This window comes from Pseudomonas sp. SZ40 (assembly GCF_052958135.1).
In genome coordinates, this window is sequence record NZ_JBQWIF010000035.1 from 13,902 (window position 1) to 38,304 (window position 24,403).

The window sequence follows — 24,403 nt, forward strand, 5'->3', positions numbered from 1 at the left end:
AGCGGTCCGGGTTTAAAACGCACATATGAAAATTATTTGCATCCAACCCTCTGCAGCATATTGCCAGCGCCAGGTGTGACGGTGATATCATTTTGCTCGCATCACGACGCTCGTTCGTGAACGGCGTCCTGCAATGTGCTGATCAAGGATATGACAGCCAAGTGCAGTTCAACCCAACGCAATGCATCGACTCGTCCAGTCAAGGAAGCGCGAGATGACCGCTAAAGAACAACAACTCACCGAACTGCTCACCCTCACTTCACGCACGATCACTCACATGACAGCCGCGATGACCGCGTTGTCGTTCGATCTGCTGCGCAGCGATGACAGCGGTGTTCGCTCCGCCGCCTCGAAGATGATCACCCGCCTTGGTGCGGTCAGCCAGGAACTCGATCAGCAATGGGCGCTGATCAGTGAACTGACCGGCGTGGAAGCCCCTGACCGACACGACACCATCGAAGAAGTCCAGCTGCATACCGCCTGAATCAGGCCGCTTCGCCCTGGCCGACCGCTTGGCACTGTCGGCCCGTGAGCGTCTTGGCCCATACTCAGCGCTCATGTGCGCCGTATGCAGGTCATCGCGGCTGCGTCTGCCCACCCCGTTACAGGAACACCGCCGATGAGCGCCCCCAGCACCCGAGTCATGTTGTATGCCAGTGATCCGGGCAGGACCTGCGCCTTTTACGAGCGCCATTTCGGCTTCGTGAGCAGCGCGCAAGATCAGGGCGTGATCGAGCTGCACCACCCTCGTGGCGGCCTCATTCTGCTGATACACCGCGCCGCGGTATCGCTGAAAGGCAACCAGGCCCGCGTCAAGCTGGTGTTCGACGTGGAGAACCTGGAGGCCTTCCGCGGCCGCGCGCTGAGCAATGGCCTGGAGTTCGGCCCGATCCATCAGGGCGAGGGCTACGGCTTCGCCAACAGCAAGGACCCGGATGGCAATGGCGTGAGCATCTCCAGCCGGGCGTTCCGCTCGCGTTAACCTGCCTCAGGTACGCGCAGCCAGGTACTCACGCTGCAGGACCGCCACCAGCTCGGCTGCCGGCATGGCCCGTGCCAGGGCGGCACCCTGCCCCGCCCAATGAGCAGCGAACTCGGCATTACCGGCTTTCGCCGCTGCGGCGATGAGCTGCTTGCCGGCATCGTAGGCGATACCGAAACCCGGCACCGGCGGATGCCCGGCCGCGCCCACCTCGGCCATGAAGCGGTTGAGAATGCCGCGCGCCGGACGCCCGGAGATCACCGTGGTCACCTGCGTGACCTGCGCGCGCGCGCTGCCCAGCATGGCTCGGTAAGCATCGTTGGCCGCCGACTCCGGACAGAGTATGAATGCCGTACCCAACTGGGCCGCGCAGGCGCCCAGGGTCATGGCAGCGGCGATACCGGCGCCGTCCATGATGCCGCCTGCGGCGATCACCGGTCGCGACAGATGGCGCACCAGCACACGCACCAGCGCCAGGGTGCCGATCCCCTGATCGCCACGCAGCGGGTCGAAGACGCCACGGTGGCCACCCGCCTCGATACCCTGGGCGACGATCACATCGATACCGGCCTCTTCCAGCTGGTACCCCTCCTCCAGCGTGGTCGCCGACGCCAGCAGCGTAATGCCGGCCTTCTTCAACGCATCGATACGATCCTGGGCAGGTAGCCCAAGGTGAAAGCTGACGATCGGCGGGCGCTCTTCCAGCAGTACCTCGAGCTGACCGTCATCGTTCTGAAAGCTGCTGTAGATGTCACCGATGGCTCGTGGAGTCGGCACATCGAACTCGGCGAAGTAAGGCTGCAGGTGATCCAGCCAGGCTTGCTCCGCGGCCCGATCGACAACGCTGGGGCGATGACAGAAGACGTTGACGTTGAACGGCCTGCGGCTGCCGGCACGGGTCTCGATGATCATCTGCCGCCCGGCCTCGGCCTTTACCGCAGCGATGGAGATGGAACCCAGGCCACCGGCATTGCTGACCGCTGCGGCCAATGCCGGTGTGGCGGTGCCAGCCATCGGCGCCTGAATGATCGGATACTCGATACCCAGTGCTGCACAGTTCATACGGTCCTCGGTGATGTCCGTTGCAGAGGCCTGCGACTATAGCCCACCGATCATTCGAAATCCCGACGCAGGGTCTGCAGCACCTGCTCATGCAGGGCATCGACCAGTGCCGGCAGTGCAGGCGCACGGCTGCGTATCACCACCACATCGAGCAATGGCAGGCCCGGCAGCCCCTGGGCAGCGCCAAGCACCTGCAAGCTGGACGGTACGCAACACCGGGTCAATACACCGAGCGCTGCGCCGCTTTGCGCCACCGCCAGTTGCCCGGCCACGCTGGGGCTGTTGTAGACCACCCGGTAATCGCGCCCCAGCACCTCGAGGCTCTTGAGCACGCGGCTGCGCGCCTGGCTGCCCAACTCGTACACGGCAATGGGCAGCGGGGTTAGCCGCCAGGTTTCCTGTCGCGCATTGCCGACCCACACCAGCTCCTCGCGAAACAGCAGCTCGCCGCGCTGCGGCTTGTCACGCGTGACAATGGCCACATCCAGCTCGCCGCTTTCGACCTTGGGAATCAGCTGCGTGGAAGGCTCGCACACCAGATTCACCTGCACAGCGGGCTGAGCGCTGGCGAAGTCGTTGAGCAACGGGGTCAGATAACCCAGCGCGTAGTCATCGGGGATACCAAGCGAGATCCTGCCCTCCAGCCGCACGCCACCCAAGGCCAGCAGCGCTTCACGGTGCACCCGCAGCAGCTTGCGGGCATACCCGAGCAACTCTTCGCCTGCCGGCGTCAGGCTCAGGTGCCGTGGCCCACGCAGTAGCAAGGGACGCCCCACCGCTGCTTCGAGTTTCTTGATCTGCATGCTTACCGCCGACTGCGAACGTGCCAGCCCCGCGGCCGCGGCCGTCAGCGAACCACTGCCGACCACGGCGACGAATGCCTGCAACCAATCGATCTGCAAATCCTGTCTGGCCATGGCTTACCATTCGATTATCGAATAACAAGCCACACTATAATCCGTTTTACGGGATCATCCGCTCTTGGCACCCTGCTCGCTATCCGACGAACAGACCTGCAAGGCACACCATGAGTCAGCGCATCGCCCACCTTCAATTGCATTGCGCCGCCCTGCTGGTGGGCGTATCCGCGCTGTTCGGCGAATCGCTGAACGTCAGCGCGAGCATGATCGTGCTCGGCCGTGCCGCGTTCGCCCTGCTGGCCTTGAGCATGCTCTGCCTGTGCTTGAATCTGCGACCCTGGCGCGGCATCAGCGGTGGCACCATCGCCAGGCTGCTGACCACCGGGGTGGCGCTGGGTGGCCACTGGATTCTGTTTTTCCTGGCGGTAAAGACCGGTGGCGTGGCGGTGGCCACCCTGGGCTTCGCGTCGTTTCCGGCCTTTACAGCACTGCTCGAGCGCCTGCTGTTCGGTCAGCGCCTGGGACGTAGCGACCGGCTGATTCTGTTGCTGGTATCGGCAGGCCTGGTTCTGGTCACACCCTCCTTCGACCTGCGCGATGGTGCTACCGAGGGCCTGCTCTGGGGCGTGCTGTCCGGCGCCAGCTATGCTGCCATCGCGGTCGCCAACAAACACGTTTCCAGCAAGGTCGATGGTTTGTCGTCGTGCTGGTGGCAATGCCTGGCCATCAGCGTGGCGCTGCTGCCCTGGTGCTTGTGGGAGCTCCCCGCGATCGGCCGCCACGACTGGTGGCAACTGGCGGCCCTGGGCGTGCTCTGCACGGCGCTGGCCTACAGCCTGTTCATCGCCTCGCTGCGCCATGTCCATACGCATACCGCAGCGGTGGTGATCGCCATGGAGCCGATCTACGCCATCGCCGGGGCCTGGCTGCTCTTCGGCTCGGTACCGAGCGTCGGCATGGTGCTGGGCGGCCTGCTGATTCTCGGCGCAGTCGCCTGGGCGGGGCTGAAGAGCAAAACCTGACTTACCGGCCAACATCTGTGCGCCTGCAACGGGTCATACGAAACCCAGGCAGGACCTGGGCATCGGTCGAGCCATTCGTCGTTCGCCGAGTCGAGCTCATGCCCTCACGCTAGCTTTCGCCCAGGGGTTTTATCGCCTATGCTGCGGCTTCGGGCATCAGACCCGTACCGCGCAGACCTGCATTCCCGCGCGGAACAACATTCACTGCCCTGCGCAGTGAAACCGGCATCCGGCCTGATCGCATGATCATCGACACGACGGCCATGACCGGTGCCCGCCTTGCCTTCTGGGGCAGCCACATAGCCTGCACTGCATATCAACGGACTTCAGGGCATTGTGACCATGGATTGTTTGATCATCTATTCGCGCGACGGCGAAAGGCGATTCCAGACCCTCACCACCCGCTTCATCCCCAACATGAAAGCGGTGGAATTCACCGTACTCAGCGCCGAGCTGCCTGCCGGCCATCTCTCGCAAGGTGCGAACCAGGCGAGCGGCTCGGTGCGAGAGCTGATTCGGCAGCTAGGCATCGAGATCATCGACGTGCTGCCGGTGCGCAAATCCGTGCCGCCGGATGAGAAACGAGCGTGACCCGGCGCACGTCGCTCAGGGCTGCCAGGTGGTACGTTCGCCACTGAGCTTGTGGTCGAGAAAGCTGGCAGCACTGATCAGCGCCAGATGACTCAGCGCCTGCGGCGTATTGCCCAGATGATGGGCTCGCCGATCGAGCTCCTCGGCGTACAGCCCCACCGGGTTGGCGTAGCGCAGTAGCTGCTCGAACTCCAGATGCGCCTGATCGACACGCCCGGCGCGTGCCAGACACTCCACGTACCAGAACGAGCAGGCGACGAACGAGCCCTCCTCGCCTTTCAGGCCGTCGTCGGTGCGGTAGCGATAGACCATGCCGTCGCGCACCAGTTGCTGCTCGATGGCTTCCAGCGTCGCCAGCCAGCGTGGGTCGCTGGCGCCGACGAAACGCATGAGCGGCATCAACAGCATCGAACCGTCGACGTCCTGACAGCCGATGCGCTGAATGAAGTGCCCGCAGTCCTCATCCCAGAAGTTGCTCCAGATGTCGTCATGAATGGCCTGACGCTGGTCGTTCCAGCGCGCGAAAGGCGCCGGCAGCGAGCGCTTCTCCGCCAGACGGATGGCTCGATCCAGCGCTACCCAGCACATCAGCCGCGAATGCAGAAAGTGCTGCTCCTCGCCGCGTATCTCCCAGATGCCGACATCCTTCTGCTGCCAGCTGTCGCAGACCTGATCGACGATGCCCACCACATGGTGCCAGCCGTCGTGGGAGATCGCCTCACCGTACTTGTTGGCGAGGTACACCGCGTCCAGCAACTCGCCGAAGATATCCAGCTGAACCTGATCATGGGCCTCGTTGCCGATCCGTACCGGCTGCGCCCCACCATGCCCGGAAAGATGATCGAGAGAGGTCTCCGGCAATTCGTGCTGGCCACGAAGGCTGTAGAGGATACGCAGGTGAGCCGGGGTTTCCGAGCAGTCGTCGACGCGCTCGCGCACCCAGCGCATGAAGGCATTGGCCTCCTCGGTAAAGCCCAGGCGCATGAATGCGTAGACGGTGAACGAGGCATCGCGAATCCAGGTGTAGCGGTAATCCCAGTTGCGCTCGCCCCCCGCTGCCTCGGGCAGTCCGTAGGTGGCCGCAGCGAGAATGCCACCGTGCTTGCGTGAGGTCAGCAGCTTCAGTGCCAGGGCCGAGCGGTGCACCATCTCGCGCCAACGCCCGCGGTAGTTGGACTGCTTGATCCAGCGCCGCCAGTAGGCAACGGTGGCCTCCAGACAATGCTCGCAGGCACCGGCAGCGACCAGCGGATCGTCTGGCGCACCCAGCACGAACTCGGCATGTTCGCCTTCCTGCAACTCGAACTCGGCAACCCCACAATGCCGATCGATCTTCAGTGACTGGCTGGCGGAGAGGCGCAGGCTCGGCTGATCGGGTGCGTGGAAGAGCACATCGTCGCCCGCCATCTCCGCGACCGTGTCAGCGCGGCTGTAATCGTGACGAACACGGCAGCGCATGCGGATTCGTGCATGGCCGGAAACCACCTGAATCCGGCGAATCAGCCGCGGATGGTCGTCCACATCGGCATTGATCGGCATGACATCGGTGCACTCGACCACGGCAGACTCGGCCAGCCAGCGTGTCTGCAGCACGTTGGTGTCGGGCAGATAAAGCTGCTGCCGACGCGCGCCGGGCAGATCCGGCGCCAGCTGAAAAACTCCAGCCTCGGGGCTGTCGAGCAAGGCGCTGAAGATCGACGGGCTGTCGAAATCCGGCCAGCAGAAAAAGTCCACGCAACCGCTGTCAGCGACCAGTGCTGCACTGCGCATGTCACCAATGATGCCGTGGGCTTCGATGGGCATCTGACGCCCCTGAATCTCAACCATTGTCGCGAAACTCCGGGTAAAGGCTCATACCACCGTCGATGAACAGGGTCGTGCCGTGGACATAATCGGCCGCATCGGAAGCCAGCCAGACCACCGCATTGGCGATATCTTCGGCATCGCCGATACGGCCGTAGGGAATCAGCTCGAGCAACGACTTGGCGGCTTCGCCTTCGGTGGCCTCGCGGTTGATCGCGGTGCGGATCGCCCCAGGCGCGATGGCATTGACGCGAATGCGCTGCTCGCCCACCTCCTGGGCCACGCTGCGCATCAACAGATCGAGGCCACCCTTGGACGCCGCGTAGTTGGCGCGCCCTGCCCACGGGATCAATTGATGTACCGAACTCATCTGAATGATCTTGCCAGCCGCCCGCGACACCGCCTCGCGAATCTCCTGCTGACGGAACTGCCGCAGGGCCGCACGCACGCAGAGAAACTGACCGGTGAGGTTGACCTGCAGCACCTGGTTCCAGTCCTCCAGGCTCATGTCCACCGTTGGCGCATCACGCTGCATGCCCGAGTTGGCCAGCAGAATGTCCAGCCGCCCAAAAGCCGAGACGGTCTCGGCGAACAATGCCTCGACCTCCTTCTCACTGGACACGTCCGCACCCACGGCAATCGCCTCGCCGCCGGCGCTACGTATCTCCTCGACCAGTCGCTGCGCCGCCTCGCGCCCGGATCGATAATTCACCACCACCGCGGCACCGGCCTGCGCCAGCGCTTTCGCCGATGCCGCGCCAATGCCTGAACTGCCACCGGTAACCAGTGCGACCTGCTTGTGCAGAGAAATGAGCATGGGTTTTCACTCCTGAACCTGTAACACCTGACTGACCGGCAAGCGGCAGAGTTCAGGGAAAAGCCCGGCGCCGTCGATCCGATCACCAGCACCTGGCCGTCCCCTTGCGTAGCGAATGCCGGCAAGGTGAAACCACGCAAAACCACCATTGGGCGACATCGAATCGCTGCCTGATCAGCTGACGCGTCAGCGGCTGTAGCTGAATACTGCCGACTCCTGCCGCACTGACACGCGCAACTGCTGGCCGAAGCCAGCCGTTAGCGCCGCCCCTTGCCCGGCAGGATCGAACCCAGCACCTGCTTGGTGGCCTGTCGAATGATCCCGCCCTGATTCGGGTCGCCTTGCCACAGCGCGGAAGCGAACGCCTTGGCCTGAGCCAGGGTGATGTGCGGCGGCAGCGGCGGTACGTCTGGATCGGTCTTGAATTCGATCAGCACCGGCCGGTCCGAAGCGAAGGCTTGCTCCCAGGCCTGGGCGACATCCTCTTCGCGGTCGACGTAGATACCTTTCAGGCCGATGGATTCGGCGAACTGGTAATAGGGCACGTTGGGAATGTCCTGAGACGCTGAAAACTTCGCATCCCCCTCCATCGCCCGCTGCTCCCAGGTCACCTGGTTGAGGTCTTCATTGTTGAAAACCGCGCAGATCCAGCGTTTGTCCTGCCACTGCTGCCAATACTTGGCGACGGTGATCAACTCGGCCATGTTGTTCATCTGCATCGCGCCGTCGCCCACCAGCGCGACAACCGGTCGATCCGGGTGGGCGAACTTGGCGGCGATCGCATAGGGCACCGCCGCCCCCATCGACGCCAGGCCGCCGGACAGGGAACAGAGCATGTCTTCGCGGATCTTCACGTCACGGGCGAACCAGTTGGCACAGGAGCCAGAGTCGCAGGTGACCACCGCGCGATCCGGCAGGCACGGCGACAACTCGTAGGCGACCCGCTGCGGGTTGATCGGCGATGCAGAAGCCATGGCGCGGCGCTGCAGGGTGGTTTCCCACTGCGCCGTCCAGCGCTCGATGCGCTTGCGCCAGGTGCGCAGTTTCTTGCGCTCGAGTAACGGCAACAGAGCCCGTAGGGTATCGGCTGAATCCCCCTGCAGGTTGACCTCCATGGGGTAACGCAAGCCGAGCATGTCCGCCTGAATATCGATCTGCACCCCTCGGGCCTGGCCTTCCTTGGGCAGGAACTCGGCGTAGGGAAAGCCGGAGCCGATCATCAGCAGGGTGTCGCACTCGTTCATCATCTGGTAGCTGGGCTTGGTGCCCAGCAGGCCGATGGAGCCAGTCACCCAGGGCAGTTCATCGGGCAGCACCGCCTTGCCCAGCAGTGCCTTGGCGACACCGGCACCGAGCAATTCAGCGATCTGCGCCACTTCCCTGCTCGCCCCCAACGCGCCAGCACCGACCAGAATGGCCACTTTCTTGCCCGCGTTGAGCACCTCGGCGGCACGCTGCAAGTCAGCGTCGTAAGGCACCACCCGTGGACGGCTGTAGCCAACCCCGGAATGCAGGGTGCCATGCTCGCGAGCCGGCTCCTCGTAGGGCAGCGTTTGCAGGTCGTTGGGCAGGATGATAGCGGTTACCCGACGATCGCCCAGCGCCGTGCGGATGCTGCGGTCCACCAGATGACGGACCTGCGCCGGCGAGCTGGCCTGCTGCACGAAGGCGCCGGCCACGTCCTTGAACATCGACAGCAGATCGACTTCCTGCTGGTAATGCCCACCCAACGCATTGCGGGCCTGCTGGCCGACGATGGCCAGTACCGGCATATGGTCCATGCGCGCGTCGTACAGACCGGTGAGCAGGTGGGTGGCACCCGGGCCGGAGGTGGCGATGCACACGCCCAGGTCGCCAGAGAACTTGGCATCGGCCGAGGCCATGAAAGCGGCCATCTCTTCGTGGCGGGCCTGGATGAAACGGATCTTGCCGTCGGCTCTGGCCAGGGCGCCGAACACACCGTTGATGCCGTCACCCGGGTAACCGTAAATACGTCGCACGCCCCACTCATGGAGGCGTTCGACGATGAAATCTGCGACTGTCATGCTCATGGAAAACTCGCTCGAAGTTCAGGCCCATAAAGGGCCGACATGGATGGAGTTGCCACGCGGCGTTCAGCGTGCGCGACGGATCGCCCGGACAGCTTCACTGCCGGGCGCAGGGATCTTGACCGGGCCCGCAGCGCAGAGGTTTAAGGTTTCTGCCGGAGGCCGCTGCGCCTGTGCCAGGCTGGGGCCTGGCGATGGCGGCATGCGCATGTCTCTTGGCAAAAAGATCGAACATGCAGCGCGTGCGACCCTCAAACCACCAAGAGCATCGAGAGCGGAGGGAAGGTAATGACCCAGCGACTACCAGAGGACCCTACCCAGGCCCCAGGCACACTGGACACGCCAGGCGAGCAGCCTCCCCTCGGCCATCCCCAGGAACCGGACAACGATGTACTGCCGGACAAGCCTCAGCCCGATCCGGTTTGAGCGCGCTGATCCAGCTTCCATCAACTACCAGGCAGGAGTGAACCCATGGTCGCCTTCGAACCGCAGTCGCAACCCACCCGAGAGGGCCCGGCACGCCAGAACGTGAGAGGCTGGGAGCGCTTGCTGTCGATCGGTGGCGGTCTGTTGCTGGCTGCCCTGGGCGCCAGCAAGCAGGGCCAGCAGGGTAATCGCCAATTGAGTGCCGGCGGCCTGCTGTTGCTGCGTGGTCTGAGCGGTCATTGCAGCGTGAAGAGTGCAGCGCGAGATCCCCTCGAAGAAATCCGCTACCTGCGTGCCCGGGTCCAGCGTCTGCAGGAGCTGGTACTGATGGCCGAAGAGCTGGCAGACCGAACGCGCTCACCCGCGGTGACACCAGTGTCCCCTGCACCGGTTACGCCAGTCACGCCCGCGCCCGTGAATATCGATACGCCCCTTGCAGACGAACTCGCCGGTCGCGAGCACAGCCGATAACGACGACGTACAGCCCTTTCAAGCACGAACAGGTGTAGCCACATGGATAACGACAGCAAAGAACGGCCTCACAAGCGCCCAGGCAAGATCATTTCCGGGCACTGGCAACAGGATGCTCAGGAGCAGCTGCGCGCACGCATCCAGGCCGATCAGTCGCACACCGACGAACTCGAAGCACTGGCCCAGGTCGCCCGCTCGACCATCGCCGACCTGGAAAATCTCGATGCAGCGCCATCTGCCGACCGCCTGCAAGAGGCGGCACGGCAGCTCGCCGCCCTGCGCGATGCCCTGAACAACGCCAGTGGGCACGCCGTACACACCGTCGACCGCTTCGCCCATACCCACCCGTTCTGGCTGGCAGCTGCCGGTCTGGCCGCAGGTTTCCTGGCCAGCCGCGTGCTGCTCAAGCGCGAGCGTCGGCTGGAACGTCACGTAGGAAAAGGAGTTCTGCAATGACCGAAGACCCGCGGCAACCTCCGGTAGAGCCTTCCCTGCTCGGCCTGCTGCGCCAGCTGACCCGTGAAGTGCAGACGCTCTTCACCAAGGAACTGGCGCTGGCCAAGGTCGAGCTCAATGCCTCCCTGCAAGCCACCAAGACCGGCATCGCTGCCGTGGCTGGCGGTGCCATCGTGCTGCTCTGTGGCGTGCTGATGCTGCTGCTTTCGGCCGTGTACGGATTGAGCACCGTGGTGGCGCCCTGGCTGGCTGCGCTGATCGTCGGGGTGGTGGTCATCATTATCGGCCTGGTCATGCTCAAGGTCGGCCAGCAAAAATTCACGCCCTCTCAACTCACCCCCGAACGCACCCTGGACTCCTTGCAGAAAGACAAGGAAGCCGTGCAGAGGCAAATGTCATGAGTACCCACAGCACCATCGCAGCCGAATCGCTCAAGTCTCCGGAAGTGCTCGAGCAGGAAATCGATCAGCAGCGCAGCCGCATCGACGCATTGATCGATAATGTGGAAGCACGCCTGACGCCCCAGCGCCTGATCGATCAGGCGCTCGCCTACGGCCGTGAAAGCGGTGGGCTGGAAATGGCCGAACGGCTGGGGCAGACCCTCAAGGCCAACCCAGTTCCAGTGGCCATGACCGCCATCGGCCTGGCCTGGCTGGCCGTGGAACAGACCCGCGGTCGTCCGCAGCCAGCTGAGCGATTCGCCGAACCGGCCGACCACGAGTCACTTGCCGACGCACTGCGCGAAGCCCGGCAGTCCCTGGACCAGGGCACTCACGCAGCCAGGCAGAAGCTGCACGACCTCGCGGACAGCGCCGAGGCGGTTAAGAATCAGGTGAAACAGGGTGCCGACACATTGAACGTGGCGTTGCATCGCCACCCATGGAAATTCGCCGCGGCCGGTTTGGCCCTGGGCGCGGTGGTCGGCCTTCTCGGCACGAGCCGCAAGAAAGAAGTGGAAATTGAAGTCGAGCGCTACGACGTGCCGGACATCATCGACGGCTTCGACGATCTGGACGACGAACCGCCCTTTCGCCCTGGCGCGATCTGACCGCTACGGTCTCTTGCGGCCCAGGTGAAAGCCTGGCGTCCCAAGAGCAGGAATGCATCGATACACAACGCAGAAACGAAAAAAGCGCCCTAGGGCGCTTTTCGCGTTGCTTCCGGGTGTTCAGTGGGCCCTGGAAGCTATATATGGCGCAGCGGACGGGACTCGAACCCGCGACCCCCGGCGTGACAGGCCGGTATTCTAACCGACTGAACTACCGCTGCGCATACCTCGATTGGTGGGTGATGACGGGATCGAACCGCCGACCCTCTGCTTGTAAGGCAGATGCTCTCCCGGCTGAGCTAATCACCCTTCACTCTCGAAGTGGGGCGCATTCTAGAGAGCGACCCGCACCTTGGCAACCCCCTTTGTGAAAAAAATTTATTGGCGTTCCAAAGGCTTAGGAATCATCACGGTTTCAGCGCACAAACCTGAGCCTGCCTCGATACAGGGTTGGCCTAATCCGCCGCTGGAAGGAATAATGCGCCCTCGCGCTGGTCTGATCGTCGCGCGGCGTATCGAACATCTGCCGCCAGACTGCCCACGCTCTGCACCGATGCAGAAGCCTTGCGCACGGACTCATGATTTTTTGCGCGCCAAGCGCGCGCCCGCAAACTGGAGACACACCGCTCATGTGGTTTCGCAACCTGCTGGTCTACCGCCTCACCCAAGACGTTTCCTTCGAAACCGAAGCACTTGAAAAAGCCCTGTCCGCCAAGCCTGCCCGCCCCTGCGCCAGCCAGGAACTGGCGACCTATGGTTTCGTCGCCCCATTCGGCAAGGGCGCCGATGCGCCGCTGGTGCACGAGAGCCAGGGCTTCCTGCTGATTTCCGCACGCAAGGAAGAACGCATTCTGCCGGGTAGCGTGGTCAAGGACGCCGTGAAGGAAAAGGTCGACGAGATCGAAAGCGAGCAGATGCGCAAGGTCTACAAGAAGGAGCGCGAGCAGATCAAGGACGAAATCGTCCAGGCCTTCCTGCCGCGCGCCTTCATTCGCAAGTCGGCCACCTTCGCCGCCATCGCGCCAGCTCAGGGCCTGATCATCGTCAACGCCTCCAGCCCGAAGCGCGCCGAAGACCTGCTCTCCACCCTGCGTGAAGCCATCGGTTCTTTGCCAGTTCGCCCGCTGACCGTGAAGATCGCCCCAAGCGCGACCCTGACCGACTGGGTCAAGGCCCAGCAGGCAGCCGCCGACTTCCACGTGCTGGACGAGTGCGAGCTGCGCGACACCCACGAAGACGGCGGCATCGTGCGCTGCAAGCGTCAGGATCTGACCGGCGAAGAAGTCCAGCTGCACATGAGCTCGGGCAAGCAGGTCACGCAACTGTCGCTGGCCTGGCAGGACAAGCTGTCCTTCGTGCTCGACGACAAGCTGGTGGTCAAGCGCCTGAAGTTCGAAGACCTGCTGCAGGAACAGGCCGAGCAGGATGGCGGCGATGATGACCTGAGCCAGCAGGACGCCAGCTTCACGCTGATGATGCTGACCCTGATCGAGTTCCTGCCAGCGCTGTTCGAAGCCCTGGGCGGCGAAGACACCCCGCAAGGCCTCTGAGATAGCGCCAATCAGTCAGGTGGACGGCGCCTTGTCCGTCCACCGCGCTACGCTCACATGGCGCACGTCAAAAGCGCCCCGCGTCACTGCGCTGCCGTCACCTCTGACACCCGCGGCAGCATCCAACAATAACCAGCTCCGCACGCTCTTCCGGCCGCGGAGCCCGCTACACGTCATTACGGAATCTCCGCCATGTCTGCGCTGATCGCTCTGAGCCGCTTCGTCGGTAACACCTTCGCCATTTGGGTCCTGCTCTTCGCCGTTCTGGCGTTCGTGATCCCCAGTGCGTTTCTGCCGCTGACCTCGTGGATCGTGCCACTGCTCGGGCTGATCATGTTCGGCATGGGCCTGACCCTCAAGGCCGAAGATTTTCGTGAAGTGGCCCGGCGACCGGGGCGCGTGCTGGTCGGCGTGCTGGCCCAGTTCATCATCATGCCGGGCCTGGCCTGGCTGCTGTGCAAACTGTTCGCCTTGCCTGCGGAAATCGCCGTGGGCGTGATTCTGGTCGGCTGCTGCCCTGGTGGTACGGCGTCCAACGTGATCACCTGGTTCGCCCGTGGTGACGTCGCCCTGTCGGTATCGATCACCTCGGTGACCACGCTGATGGCACCCGTGGTGACACCGGCACTGATCTGGCTGCTGGCTTCGGAATGGCTGCCGGTGTCTTTCTGGGCGATGTTCGTGTCGATCCTCCAGGTAGTACTGTTGCCGATCATCATTGGTCTGGTGGTACAGCGCGTGCTGGGTGATCGGGTCAAGGTTGCGGTGGATATTCTGCCGCTGGTTTCGGTGCTGTCCATCGTCGCCATCGTCGCTGCTGTTGTCGCCGCCAGTCAGGCGAAAATCGCCGAATCCGGCCTGCTGATCATGGCCGTCGTGGTCCTGCACAACAGCCTGGGCCTGGGCCTGGGCTACCTGGCTGGCGTACTGACCGGCATGCCGCTGGCGCAGCGCAAGACGCTGTCCATCGAAGTCGGCATGCAGAACTCCGGGCTCGGCGCTGCCCTGGCAAGCGCCCACTTCTCGCCGTTGGCGGCGGTTCCCAGCGCGTTGTTCAGCGTGTGGCACAACCTCTCCGGTGCACTGCTGGCGACCTTCCTGCGCCGCATGAAGGACGACCGGGACAAGTGACCGACGCACCTGCAGGGTGGGCCGGGCGGCGATCCGCTTCGGCCCACCAAATTCGCATGCCCAGTTCCTAACGGCATTGCCCACGCGGCATAGGAGGCGATCGGACCCCCTCTGCGTTTTGCCCCGCCAGACACTTCATGCACAATAGTGGGGCACGCCGGGGACGACCCTGGGTTCGAGTGCCTTACTGCCGGGGACGACCCCACCACACGGGAGTCGCTTTATGTCCTGGATCATTCTGTTCTTCGCTGGCCTGTTCGAGGTCGGCTGGGCTGTCGGCCTGAAATACACGGACGGCTTCACTCGCCCCCTGCCCACTCTCCTCACCGTTGCGGCGATGGTCGTCAGCCTGGGCCTGCTCGGTCTGGCCATGAAGGAGCTGCCCCTGGGCACCGCCTACGCCATCTGGACCGGCGTCGGCGCGGTGGGCACGGTGATCGCCGGCATCATCCTGTTTGGCGAGTCCATGGCGCTGATCCGCCTGGCCAGCGTGGCACTGATCATCTGCGGCCTGGTCGGGCTGAAGATGAGCCACGGTTGAAATGAAAGAGCACGCCGATTGGCGGGCTCCTTCGTTCAGTGCGCAGAGAAATCGCAGCTCAGCGCCTGTCGCCACGCAACGCGGCAACCTCTGCCTGCAACACCTGGCGTGTGGCCGCGGTTGCCTCGATTGGCGTACCGGCGACCAGATCGACCCGCGACCAGAAGCGGCGGAACAGGCGCTTCTGCGGATCACGACTGAAGAAGCTGCCCCACAACCCGCCCAGCGCCATGGGAATCACCGGCACCGGGTTGTCCTGCAGAATGCGCTCGACACCTGCCTTGAACTCGTCGATCTCGCCGTCAGCGGTCAGCTTGCCTTCGGGAAAGATGCATACCACCTCGCCGTCACGCAGGTACTCGCCAATGCGCTTGAACGCCGCATCGAAGACCAGCAGATCCTCGCTACGCCCGGCGATCGGCACGGTACCCGCGGTGCGGAAAATGAAGTTGAGCACTGGCAGGTTGTAGATCTTGTAGTACATGACGAAGCGTATCGGCCGGCGTACCGCGCCGCCGATCAGCAGTGCATCGACGAACGACACGTGGTTGCAAACCAGCACCGCCGGCCCCTCGTCCGGAATGGCATCCAGCCCCTTGTGCGACACCCGGTACATCGAATGGCCGAGCAGCCAGATGAGGAAGCGCATGGTGAATTCGGGGACGATCTTGAAGATGTAGCTGTTGACCGCCACGTTCATCAGCGAAATGACCAGGAACAGCTGCGGGATCGACAGGCCGGCAACGCTGAGAAAGAGGATCGACACCAGTGCCGATACCACCATGAACAACGCATTGAGAATGTTGTTGGCGGCAATCACCCGGGCCCGCTCGTTCTCGGCGGTACGCGACTGGATCAGGGCGTACAGCGGCACGATGTAGAAACCGCCGAACACCCCGATGCCGAGGATCGAGCCCAGCACCCACCAGGCATGGCCATAGCCGAGCAGCGCCAGCCAGTTGTGCGGCTGTGCCGCCTCCGGCACACCACCCGAACCCCACCACAGCAGAATGCCGAACACCGACAGGCCGATGGAGCCGAACGGCACCAGGCCGATCTCCACCTTGTGCCCGCTCATCCGCTCACAGAGCATCGACCCCAGGGCGATGCCCACCGAAAACACGGTGAGAATCAGCGTGACCACGCTCTCGTCACCGTGCAGCCACTCCTTCGAATAGGCCGGAATCTGCGTCAGGTACACCGCGCCGAGAAACCAGAACCAGGAGTTGCCGACCAGCGAGCGGGAGACCGCCTTGGGCTGGGTCAGGCCCATGCGCAGGGTCAGCCAGGTCTGGCGCAGGATGTTCCAGTCCAGGGCAAGATTCGGCAACGCGGCGTCTGCACGCGGAATGGCGCGGCTGGTCAGGTAACCGATCACCGCCACCAGCACCACCGAGACGGCGACGATCACCCCGTAATGGGCACTGGTGAGCATGATGCCGGCGCCAATGGTGCCAGCCAGAATCGCCAGAAAGGTGCCCATTTCCACCAGCGCGTTGCCACCGACCAGCTCCTCGGGCTTCAACGCCTGGGGCAGGATCGAATACTTGACCGGGCCGAACAGCGCCGACTGCAGGCCCATGGCGAACAGCACCGCGAGCATCAGCGCGAGGTTACCGAGCAGCACACCGGCCGCCCCGATCAGCATGATGAATATCTCGAAGAACTTGAGCCGGCGAATCAGCCAGTCCTTGGCGAACTTCTCGCCGAACTGCCCACCGAGTGCGGAGAACAGGAAAAACGGCAGGATGAACAGCATCGCCGCCACGTTGACCATCAGGTCCCTGTCCGTGTCGAGGCTGAGCTTGAAGAGGATCGCCAGGATCAACGACTGCTTGAAGATGTTGTCGTTGAATGCGCCAAGCAACTGGGTGATGAAGAACGGCAGGAAGCGCCTGCTCTTGAGCAGGGCGAATTGAGATTGCTGGCTCATCGATACCTTCCCTATTGGTGATTCGCTGAACATTGGACTGCAACTGCCCGAGCAAAGCCACAGCCCCGGCACTTTTGTTTCCGTGAAAGGCCACTTCCACGTCGTGGTGCGCTCAATTGAACAAGGGATTACCGCGCAGCCGCGCCACGGCCAGATCGACGAACGCGCGCACCTTGGCGGGCGCTTGGCGCCCCTCGGGATACAGCACGTGAATCGGCAACGGCGGCTCCTCGAAGGCGTCGAGCACGATCTGCAGCGCGCCTTCCTGCAGGGCCGGGCCAACCTGATAACTCAGTACGCGGGTCAGCCCCCACCCGGCGCTCGCGGTGGCGATCGCCGACTCGTTGGTGTTGCAGTGCAGAACCGGGTCGACAACCACCCGCTGCCCCTCGGCGAAGCGCCATTCCGGCGAGGCCCAGGCACTTTGCGACACGACGATACGGTGATGTTTGAGATCGGCGGGCGTGGATGGCAGGCCATATTTCTGCAGATAGCACGGTGCCGCACAGATCACCCGCCGCACCGACCCGACCTGAATGGCGGTGAAGCCGGAGTCGGCCAGATGACCGATACGCACCGCCACATCGATGCCCTCGTCGACGATGTTCACCGGCCGGTCGACGAAGAAGGTACGCGCATGCATGCCCGGGTAGGCATCCAGGTAATCCAGCACCAGCGGCAGCACGTGCAGGTGGCCGAACATCGACGCCGCGGTGACGGCCAGGCTGCCGGAGGGCTCGGCGTAATGGCCAGCGGCGGCCAGTTCCGCTTCGGCGATATCGCCGAGAATCCGCCGGCAATCCTGCAGATAACGGTTGCCTGCATCGGTGGTTTTCACCGAGCGCGTGGTGCGCACCAGCAGCCGGGCGCCGATCAGATCCTCGAGGCCCGCGACGATGCGCGTTACCGCTGGCGCACTCATGTGCATCTGCCGCGCGGTACTGGCGAAGCTGCCGGTTTCCGCGACCTTCACAAATACCCGCATCGCCTGCCAACGATCCATCTGCCTGCCATTCCTCTGGTTTCAGCGTTGACTACGCACCAAGCGCAGCGGAGCAGTATGCCGTATATAGGCGAGTATTGTGGAAGCGCGCCACGCGCGCGAAATCACGGGCATGGCCCGTTCCCACAGGTAGTGCATCGACGCGTCTACAGAGCCTGCTCGCAACCGTAGATACAAGGGTGGGCTGAAGCCCACCCTACGGGACGGGGTCGGCCAGGTCATGGACGCTGCCATTTCTCAAACGCCATTCACCTTCTGCTCCTGTGCTCCGCATCAGGGGTCATGCCTGGGTTCGATGGGTATCGCTGTGCTCGACACCATCCTGCGAGGGTATCAATCAGCGCTTGAGCTTCAGGTACAGCGCTTCGACCTTTTCCCGCGCCCAGGGCGTCTTGCGCAGGAAGGTGAGGCTCGACTTGATGCTCGGGTCGCTCTTGAAACAGCGGATATCGATGCGCTGTGCCAGGCCGTCCCAACCCAACTGCTCGACCAGTTCGGCAAGAATGGCCTGCAATGTGATGCCGTGCAGCGGATCTTTGGACGTACTCATATCGGGCTCCTGATTCCTGGCCCGTCAGCTTACCAGCAGGCCGCAACGAAAAGGCCCGGACAATGCCCGGGCCTCTGGTCAATCGAGTTACGGAAGCGCGATCAGATGTGCGCGTCCTGATACTCCTTCTCGGCCTCGTCGAAGCGCTTGACCATCGCTGGCGTTGCCGGGCGACCGATCTTGCTGAAAATGACGATGGCCAGGGTGGCGAGGATGAAGCCCGGGATGATCTCGTACAGACCCAGCCCGACGAAGTTCTTCCACAGCACCACGGTCAATGCACCGACCACCATACCGGCCAACGCGCCGTTACGGGTCATGCCTTTCCACACCAAGGAGAGGATCACCACAGGGCCGAAGGCGGCACCGAAACCAGCCCAGGCGTAGGACACCAGGCCCAGCACCTTGCTGTCGGGATTGGAGGCGATAATGATCGCGACGATGGCGATCAGCAGCACCATGCCACGACCGACCCATACCAGTTCCTTCTCGCTAGCGCCCTTGCGCAGGAAGGCTTTGTAGAAGTCTTCGGTCAGGGCACTGGAGCACACCAGCAACTGACAGCTCAGGGTACTCATCACCGCAGCCAGAATGGCAGACAGCACCAGGCCGGCAATCCATGGGTTGAAGAGGATCTTGGTCAGTTCGATGAACACACGCTCGCTGTTATCGGTGACCGGGCCGGCCAGCGCCGGGTTGTTGGCGAAGTAGGCGATGCCGAAAAAGCCGACTGCCACAGCGCCGCCCAGGCACAGGATCATCCAGATCATGCCGATACGGCGTGCGGCCGGAATCGACTTGACCGAATCGGCCGCCATGAAGCGCACCAGAATGTGCGGCTGGCCGAAATAGCCCAGGCCCCAGCCCAGTAGGGAAACGATGGCGACGAAGGACAGGCCGCGGAACATGTCGAAGTTGGCCGGGTTGGCCTGTTCGATGGTAGCCATGGCCGCGTCGAAATCACCCAGGGCGAGAATCACGAACACCGGGGTGATCAACAACGCGAAGATCATCATGGTGGCCTGCACCGTATCGGTCCAGCTCACTGCCAGGAAGCCGCCAACGAACACGTAGACGATGGTGGCTGCTGCGCCGACCCACAGGGCGGTGTCGTAGCTCATGCCAAAGGTCGATTCGAACAGGCGGGCGCCGGCCACCACGCCCGAGGCGCAGTAGATGGTGAAGAACACCAGGATGATCACTGCCGAGAAAATTCGCAGCACCTTGCTGGTGTCTTCGAAGCGGTGGGTGAAGAAGTCTGGCAGGGTCAACGCATTGTTGTTGTGCTCGGTATGCACACGCAGGCGACCGGCAACGAACAGCCAGTTCAACCAGGCGCCGAGGATCAGGCCGATGGCGATCCAGCTTTCCGAGATACCGGCGATGAAGATCGCGCCTGGTAAGCCCATCAGCAACCAGCCACTCATGTCCGAGGCGCCAGCCGACAGAGCGGTAACGAAGCTGCCGAGGCTGCGCCCACCGAGGATGTAGTCGGAGAAGTTCTTGGTCGCGCGGTAGGCAACGAAGCCAATCAGCACCATGGCCAGGATATAGACCACGAAGGTGACCAGCATGGGAGTACTTGCAGTCATTTGGGGAATGCCCCTCTCGTTTGTTTTTATTCGAACCGGGGATTACCCGGTCCAGTTGGCACATCACGACCATCGGTCACGGTCGTGCTCCAGATAAGCCATTCTTCTAACCGCAGATGGCGTTACCGATTCGGGGCATACGCCCCCAATAGCAAAACGGGCAGAAACCTGATGATTTCTGCCCGTTGGTATCACTCGTCGCCCAGCGACAGCAGTGAGGCGTTTCCGCCCACCGCCGTGGTATTCACAGACGTGGTGCGCTCGTTGACGAAGCGCAACAGGTAGCTCGGGCCACCGGCTTTCGGGCCGGTACCGGACAGGCCGCAGCCGCCGAACGGCTGTACGCCGACCACCGCACCGATCTGGTTGCGGTTCACGTACAGGTTGCCGACCCGCGCCAGGGCTTCGATGCGGGCGGCAGTTTCCTCGTTTCGGCTGTGGATGCCAAGGGTCAATCCGTACCCGGTGGCGTTGATCGCCGCGACAACCTTCTCCAGATCGCTGGCGTCGAAGCGAACCACGTGCAGAACCGGACCGAATTGTTCCTTCTTCAGTTCGTCAATGCCACCAATCTCGAACGCCACCGGTGCGATGAAGTGGCCGTTCAGATCGGCACGCAGCGAGGCCTCGGCAATCAGCTTGCCTTCGCCCTTGAGCTGGTTGATGTGCGCCAGCAAGCCTTCACGGGCTTCGGCGTCGATCACCGGGCCGATATCGTTCTCGCGCAGGTGGGTCGGGCCGATCTTCAGCTCGGCCATGGCCCCCTTGAGCAGGTCGATCACCCGCTCGGCGATATCGCGCTGCACGTACAGCACGCGCAGTGCCGAGCAGCGCTGGCCCGCACTGGTGAAGGCCGAACCGACGGCATCCTTGACCACCTGCTCAGGCAGCGCAGTGGAGTCGACGATCATGGCGTTCTGGCCGCCGGTCTCGGCGATCAGAGTGGCGATCATGCCGTCCTTTTCGGCCAACTGACGGTTGATGATGCGCGCCGTGTCGGTGGAACCGGTGAAGCACACGCCGGCAACGCGCGGGTCGCGGCAGAACACGCCGCCCAGGGTGGCACCGTCGCCTGGCAGGAAGGCGATCACATCCTCTGGCAGGCCGGCTTCGAACATCAGTTCCAGGGCGCGTGCGGCGATCAGGCTGGTCTGCTCGGCCGGTTTGGCCAGCACCACGTTGCCGGCCACCAGCGCGGCGCTGATCTGGCCGAGGTAAATGGCCAGCGGGAAGTTCCACGGGCTGACGCAGACGAAAATGCCACGGCCTTCATGGAACAGTTCGTTGCGCTCGCCGGTCGGGCCCTTGAGCTCTTCGCGGCCCAGCTTGAGGCGCGCCTGCTGCGCGTAGTAGCGGCAGAAATCCACGGCTTCGCGGACTTCGTCGATGCCGTCCTGCATGGACTTGCCGGCTTCCACGGTGCACAGCGCCATCAGCTCGGCACGGTTGCGCTCCAGCAGGTCAGCGAGGCGCTCGAGAATGCTTGCCCGCTCATCGATAGCGACCGCATTCCAACGCGGCCAGGCGGCACTCAGACCATCCAGCGCTTGGGCGGCCTGGGCGGCGGTGGCGAACTGGGCAGTGCCGACCACCTTGTCCAGGTCGAAGGGGCAGCGCACTTGCTGGGCGGTGCCGCTCAGGGTCTGGCCGTTTATCACAGGGGCAGCCTGCCATTGACGGTCGAGTTGCGGCTTGTAGGCGTTTTCGAGCTCGGTCAAAGAATTCTGGATATTCATGTTGATGCCCTGGGAGTTTTTTCGTGTAGCCCCGTACAGCGCAGGTGGCAGCGGGATTTTGTTATTACCGAGGCTGGCGAATCTGCTCAGCTGGGTGACCGGGTGATCGATCAGCGATTCGACCGGCACGCTCGGGTCGACCAGTTGGTGAACGAACGACGAGTTGGCACCGTTCTCCAGCAGGCGGCGCACCAGGTAAGGCAGCAGATCCTTGTGAGCCCCCACTGGCGCATAGATGCGCACGGTCTTGCGATGCGTCTCCAGCACCGTGTCGTACAGCGCATCGCCCATGCCGTGCAGGCGCTGGAACTCGAACTCGCGCGGTGACGTCTGCTCGGCGGCCATGGCCAGGATGCAGCTGACGGTGTGCGCGTTGTGGCTGGCGAACTGCGGGTAGATGACGCCACGGGTGAACTCGCTGAGCAGGTAGCGGGCGCAAGCCAGGTAGGAGGTATCGGTGCCTTCCTTGCGGGTGAACACCGGGTAGCCGTCGAGGCCCCAGACCTGGCACTGCTTGATCTCGCTGTCCCAGTAGGCCCCCTTGACCAGGCGCAGCGGCATCTTCTCGCCGAGTTCCCTGCCCAGCAGGGTCAGCCAGACCAGCACCGGCAGGCAGCGCTTGGAATAGGCCTGGATCACCAGACCGAACTCGCCCCAGCCGGCGACGGCGGGGTCACGCAGCAGCTTCTCGTAGAGTTCCAGGGACAGCTCGAGGCGATCCGCCTCCTCCGCGTCCACGGAAATCCCGACGTTCAGCTTGCGCGCGCGGATCACCAACTCGCGCACGTTGGCGAACAGCTCGCTCAGCACGCGCTCGCGCTGGGCCACCTCGTAACGGGGGTGCAGTGCCGAGAGCTTGATCGAGATCGACGGCTTCGGGCCCGGGCCGACCTGCGGCTCGGCGCCGACGGTGTCGATGGCCTTGCGGTAGTCGGCCATGTACTTCTCGGCGTCTTCGGCGGTCAGCGCCGCTTCACCGAGCATGTCGAAGGAATAGGTGTAGCCCTTTTCACGCTCCGGGCGGCCGTTCTTCAGCGCTTCGCTGATGGTACGGCCGAGCACGAACTGCTTGCCCATGAGCTTCATGGCCTGGTTCATGGCCGCGCGGATCACCGGCTCGCCGGAACGCTGGATCAGACGACCGAGTACGTTCTTCGGACGGCCATCGCGGGTCTGCGGATCGACCACCTTGCCGGTCATCACCAGCCCCCAGGCGGCGAAATTGACCAGCACGCTGTCGCTCTTGCCGAGGTGACGCTCCCACTCGGCGGCGCTGAGCTTGTCGCGGATCAAGGCATCGGCGGTGGCGGCATCCGGCACCCGCAGCAGGGCTTCGGCCAGGCACATCAGCATCAGGCCTTCCTGGGTATCCAGGCTGTACTGACGCAGCAGCGCATCGAGGGTGTCGACCGCGTTGTCGCGACCACGCACGTCCTGGATCAGGCTGCGCGCCTGCTGGCGAACGGCCTCGATACCGGCAGCACCAGGATCGGCCAGCTGCAGCAGTTCGCCGAGATAGGCTGCCTCGTCAACGTTGTAGTTGGCGCTGATGACAGGGAAAAAATCGGCGGCCTTGGCAGCGGAGATCCGGTCAAGGAACTCCTGGTGCAAGACGTGACTGGCTTTGAACATCACGCCCATCCTCTTGTTATGGAGATTATCTGTGGGATACCCCTGCTTTGGGTCTAGCTCAGATACGGGTATCTGGCGATCGCACGACGCAGAAGTGGATGGCGGAATGTAGAGGCAGATTGGTGACGGCTTCTTGCGAAAACCTCTGGAGTTTTTGCAGAAAACTCCGAAGAGTTGGTGAGATCTCTGGGTATGCATGGCAGACAGGATGCGTCGATGGGGGCGCATCGCCGGTAGCCAGACTGCTATGACCTAAATGGGCAATAGAGGACAGCACGAGAACAGCGAAATCCGCTATATACCAAGTGGACCCAACAGAAGCTGCTGGAGCCACGAATCACTAAAAAGACACAGGATACCTTCCCCCTATGAGCCAAGAAAACCGCAGGCACCACAACACGGCAGGTATAGAAAGACAATGATTTTACTACTGGATAGCGCATTTCCTGCGAAGCAACTTGAAGGCAGTGCTGAACTCGATCTTCGCAACATATCGATTAAAGTCTGGCCAACGTTGCTATCCAAGTGCACTGCTACAAATCTACGCCTCTATCACCTGAAACTAAGCTCGCTTGAAGGGATTGATTCACTCATCAACACTCGAGAACTTGCATTGGAATGGGCAACGAAAATTGAAAGCTTAATGCCTGTTTTTAAGCTCCAGAATCTGACACATCTCTCCGTATCAGATTTTCCAAAATTACGGGATATTGATGGTATCCACGAGTTGCATGAGCTGGTCGAATTGAACCTGTCTGGCAACCTTGGGGGCGGCTCCTCCCCTCTTCGCCTCAATTCCATTGAGCCTGTATCGCAACTTCCTAAACTCACCAAGCTTTCTTTGCTTAATATAAAACTTGAAACCAATGACATCACATCCCTTGCTCGCTGCTCTCAGCTTCGCAACCTACGGCTGTCGAATCAGTTTGAGCGAAGCCAAGTCGCATTTCTTGCCAGCCGGCTGAACGAGCAACTCATTGAACCTCTGACCGCTTACACTGGCACCCACATAAACTGCGAAAAATGCAATGGCCTGAAATCAATGTTCACGGGGCGGAGAATGCCATTTCTTTGCCGACTCTGTGATACAGCGCGTTTTGAAAAGCTGACCCGTGAGTTTAAGCAGATGGCGCTCAACTCATAACTACA

General features: G+C 62.7%; 23 protein-coding genes and 2 tRNA genes. 13 read left to right on the forward strand and 12 right to left on the reverse strand.

Annotation, left to right across the window (positions count from 1 at the left end; translation table 11 throughout):
- Window positions 1–214 precede the first annotated feature (214 nt).
- Both plzR and ACT9T4_RS21525 read left to right on the forward strand, forming a co-directional pair.
- The gene (gene plzR / locus ACT9T4_RS21520; RefSeq protein ID WP_042553132.1) at window positions 215–484 is read left to right on the forward strand and encodes a PlzR type 4 pili assembly inhibitor; all 270 of its coding nucleotides are present in this window, start codon (window positions 215–217) and stop codon (window positions 482–484) included.
- Window positions 485–619: 135 nt separating this feature from the next.
- On the forward strand, window positions 620–982 hold the full coding sequence (locus ACT9T4_RS21525) for a VOC family protein (RefSeq protein ID WP_042553133.1): 363 nt from the start codon (window positions 620–622) through the stop codon (window positions 980–982).
- A 6-nt stretch (window positions 983–988) separates the two neighbouring features.
- On the opposite strand, the gene ACT9T4_RS21530 is transcribed toward ACT9T4_RS21525, so the two are convergent.
- On the reverse strand, window positions 989–2,044 hold the full coding sequence (locus ACT9T4_RS21530; RefSeq protein WP_499118858.1) for an NAD(P)H-dependent flavin oxidoreductase: 1,056 nt from the start codon (window positions 2,042–2,044) through the stop codon (window positions 989–991).
- 50 nt (window positions 2,045–2,094) lie between these two features.
- Window positions 2,095–2,961, reverse strand: coding sequence for a LysR family transcriptional regulator (locus ACT9T4_RS21535; RefSeq protein ID WP_499118860.1), 867 nt, complete (start codon window positions 2,959–2,961; stop codon window positions 2,095–2,097).
- Window positions 2,962–3,071: 110 nt separating this feature from the next.
- Between ACT9T4_RS21535 and ACT9T4_RS21540 the strand changes: the two genes are divergently transcribed.
- Together ACT9T4_RS21540 and ACT9T4_RS21545 are read left to right on the forward strand one after the other, a co-directional pair.
- Complete coding sequence (locus ACT9T4_RS21540; RefSeq protein WP_499118861.1) at window positions 3,072–3,926, forward strand: DMT family transporter; 855 nt, start codon at window positions 3,072–3,074, stop codon at window positions 3,924–3,926.
- Window positions 3,927–4,277: 351 nt separating this feature from the next.
- Window positions 4,278–4,517 (forward strand): hypothetical protein, encoded by a 240-nt coding sequence (locus tag ACT9T4_RS21545; RefSeq protein ID WP_156152677.1) that lies wholly within the window; start codon window positions 4,278–4,280, stop codon window positions 4,515–4,517.
- Window positions 4,518–4,532: 15 nt separating this feature from the next.
- Here ACT9T4_RS21545 and ACT9T4_RS21550 read toward each other — a convergent pair whose 3' ends face one another.
- The 3 genes from ACT9T4_RS21550 to ACT9T4_RS21560 all read right to left on the reverse strand — a co-directional run bounded on the left by ACT9T4_RS21550 (window position 4,533) and on the right by ACT9T4_RS21560 (window position 9,188).
- Window positions 4,533–6,344 carry a glycoside hydrolase family 15 protein gene (locus ACT9T4_RS21550; protein ID WP_179538711.1) on the reverse strand — a complete coding sequence of 604 codons (1,812 nt, stop codon included), beginning with the start codon at window positions 6,342–6,344 and terminating at the stop codon, window positions 4,533–4,535.
- Window positions 6,337–7,137: a glucose 1-dehydrogenase gene (locus ACT9T4_RS21555; protein ID WP_042553139.1), complete on the reverse strand. Its 801-nt coding sequence runs from the start codon at window positions 7,135–7,137 to the stop codon at window positions 6,337–6,339. Before ACT9T4_RS21555 ends, ACT9T4_RS21550 begins: the two co-directional genes overlap by 8 nt.
- A 257-nt stretch (window positions 7,138–7,394) precedes the next feature.
- Window positions 7,395–9,188: a thiamine pyrophosphate-requiring protein gene (locus tag ACT9T4_RS21560; RefSeq protein ID WP_499118863.1), complete on the reverse strand. Its 1,794-nt coding sequence runs from the start codon at window positions 9,186–9,188 to the stop codon at window positions 7,395–7,397.
- A gap of 285 nt (window positions 9,189–9,473) precedes the next feature.
- On the opposite strand from ACT9T4_RS21560, the gene ACT9T4_RS21565 reads away from it, so the two are divergent.
- Genes ACT9T4_RS21565 through ACT9T4_RS21585 form a run of 5 tightly spaced genes read left to right on the forward strand, consistent with a single transcriptional unit; the run spans window position 9,474 to window position 11,586 of the window.
- On the forward strand, window positions 9,474–9,611 hold the full coding sequence (locus ACT9T4_RS21565) for a hypothetical protein (protein ID WP_156152678.1): 138 nt from the start codon (window positions 9,474–9,476) through the stop codon (window positions 9,609–9,611).
- Window positions 9,612–9,656: 45 nt separating this feature from the next.
- Window positions 9,657–10,082 carry a YgaP-like transmembrane domain gene (locus ACT9T4_RS21570; protein WP_052493766.1) on the forward strand — a complete coding sequence of 142 codons (426 nt, stop codon included), beginning with the start codon at window positions 9,657–9,659 and terminating at the stop codon, window positions 10,080–10,082.
- A 42-nt stretch (window positions 10,083–10,124) separates the two neighbouring features.
- Window positions 10,125–10,538, forward strand: a complete 414-nt coding sequence (locus tag ACT9T4_RS21575) for a transcriptional regulator (RefSeq protein WP_042553141.1) — start codon at window positions 10,125–10,127, stop codon at window positions 10,536–10,538.
- On the forward strand, window positions 10,535–10,939 hold the full coding sequence (locus ACT9T4_RS21580) for a phage holin family protein (RefSeq protein ID WP_042553142.1): 405 nt from the start codon (window positions 10,535–10,537) through the stop codon (window positions 10,937–10,939). The genes ACT9T4_RS21575 and ACT9T4_RS21580 overlap by 4 nt, the downstream gene beginning before the upstream one ends.
- Complete coding sequence (locus ACT9T4_RS21585; RefSeq protein ID WP_052493767.1) at window positions 10,936–11,586, forward strand: DUF3618 domain-containing protein; 651 nt, start codon at window positions 10,936–10,938, stop codon at window positions 11,584–11,586. Before ACT9T4_RS21580 ends, ACT9T4_RS21585 begins: the two co-directional genes overlap by 4 nt.
- 144 nt (window positions 11,587–11,730) lie before the next feature.
- On the opposite strand, the gene ACT9T4_RS21590 is transcribed toward ACT9T4_RS21585, so the two are convergent.
- Together ACT9T4_RS21590 and ACT9T4_RS21595 are read right to left on the reverse strand one after the other, a co-directional pair.
- Window positions 11,731–11,807: transfer RNA gene (locus ACT9T4_RS21590), tRNA-Asp, on the reverse strand.
- Window positions 11,808–11,819: 12 nt separating this feature from the next.
- Window positions 11,820–11,895: transfer RNA gene (locus tag ACT9T4_RS21595), tRNA-Val, on the reverse strand.
- Window positions 11,896–12,215: 320 nt separating this feature from the next.
- On the opposite strand from ACT9T4_RS21595, the gene rdgC reads away from it, so the two are divergent.
- From rdgC to sugE, 3 genes are all read left to right on the forward strand, one after another.
- Window positions 12,216–13,136 (forward strand): recombination-associated protein RdgC, encoded by a 921-nt coding sequence (rdgC, locus tag ACT9T4_RS21600; protein WP_179538714.1) that lies wholly within the window; start codon window positions 12,216–12,218, stop codon window positions 13,134–13,136.
- A 192-nt stretch (window positions 13,137–13,328) separates the two neighbouring features.
- The gene (locus ACT9T4_RS21605) at window positions 13,329–14,267 is read left to right on the forward strand and encodes a bile acid:sodium symporter family protein (protein ID WP_042553144.1); all 939 of its coding nucleotides are present in this window, start codon (window positions 13,329–13,331) and stop codon (window positions 14,265–14,267) included.
- 223 nt (window positions 14,268–14,490) lie between these two features.
- Window positions 14,491–14,808, forward strand: a complete 318-nt coding sequence (sugE, locus tag ACT9T4_RS21610) for a quaternary ammonium compound efflux SMR transporter SugE (RefSeq protein ID WP_042553145.1) — start codon at window positions 14,491–14,493, stop codon at window positions 14,806–14,808.
- Window positions 14,809–14,866: 58 nt separating this feature from the next.
- On the opposite strand, the gene ACT9T4_RS21615 is transcribed toward sugE, so the two are convergent.
- The 5 genes from ACT9T4_RS21615 to putA all read right to left on the reverse strand — a co-directional run bounded on the left by ACT9T4_RS21615 (window position 14,867) and on the right by putA (window position 23,254).
- Window positions 14,867–16,741, reverse strand: a complete 1,875-nt coding sequence (locus tag ACT9T4_RS21615) for an MFS transporter (RefSeq protein ID WP_042553146.1) — start codon at window positions 16,739–16,741, stop codon at window positions 14,867–14,869.
- 112 nt (window positions 16,742–16,853) lie between these two features.
- Window positions 16,854–17,744, reverse strand: coding sequence for a LysR family transcriptional regulator (locus tag ACT9T4_RS21620; protein WP_042553147.1), 891 nt, complete (start codon window positions 17,742–17,744; stop codon window positions 16,854–16,856).
- 337 nt (window positions 17,745–18,081) lie between these two features.
- Window positions 18,082–18,294, reverse strand: coding sequence for a VF530 family protein (locus ACT9T4_RS21625; RefSeq protein WP_042553148.1), 213 nt, complete (start codon window positions 18,292–18,294; stop codon window positions 18,082–18,084).
- A 101-nt stretch (window positions 18,295–18,395) separates the two neighbouring features.
- Window positions 18,396–19,886 carry a sodium/proline symporter PutP gene (putP, locus tag ACT9T4_RS21630; protein ID WP_042553149.1) on the reverse strand — a complete coding sequence of 497 codons (1,491 nt, stop codon included), beginning with the start codon at window positions 19,884–19,886 and terminating at the stop codon, window positions 18,396–18,398.
- A 191-nt stretch (window positions 19,887–20,077) separates the two neighbouring features.
- Entirely contained in the window at window positions 20,078–23,254 is a 3,177-nt protein-coding gene (gene putA, locus ACT9T4_RS21635; RefSeq protein ID WP_499118867.1) for a bifunctional proline dehydrogenase/L-glutamate gamma-semialdehyde dehydrogenase PutA, read from the reverse strand.
- Between the two features lie 418 nt (window positions 23,255–23,672).
- On the opposite strand from putA, the gene ACT9T4_RS21640 reads away from it, so the two are divergent.
- Window positions 23,673–24,398: a leucine-rich repeat domain-containing protein gene (locus tag ACT9T4_RS21640; protein WP_499118869.1), complete on the forward strand. Its 726-nt coding sequence runs from the start codon at window positions 23,673–23,675 to the stop codon at window positions 24,396–24,398.
- Window positions 24,399–24,403: the final 5 nt, after the last annotated feature.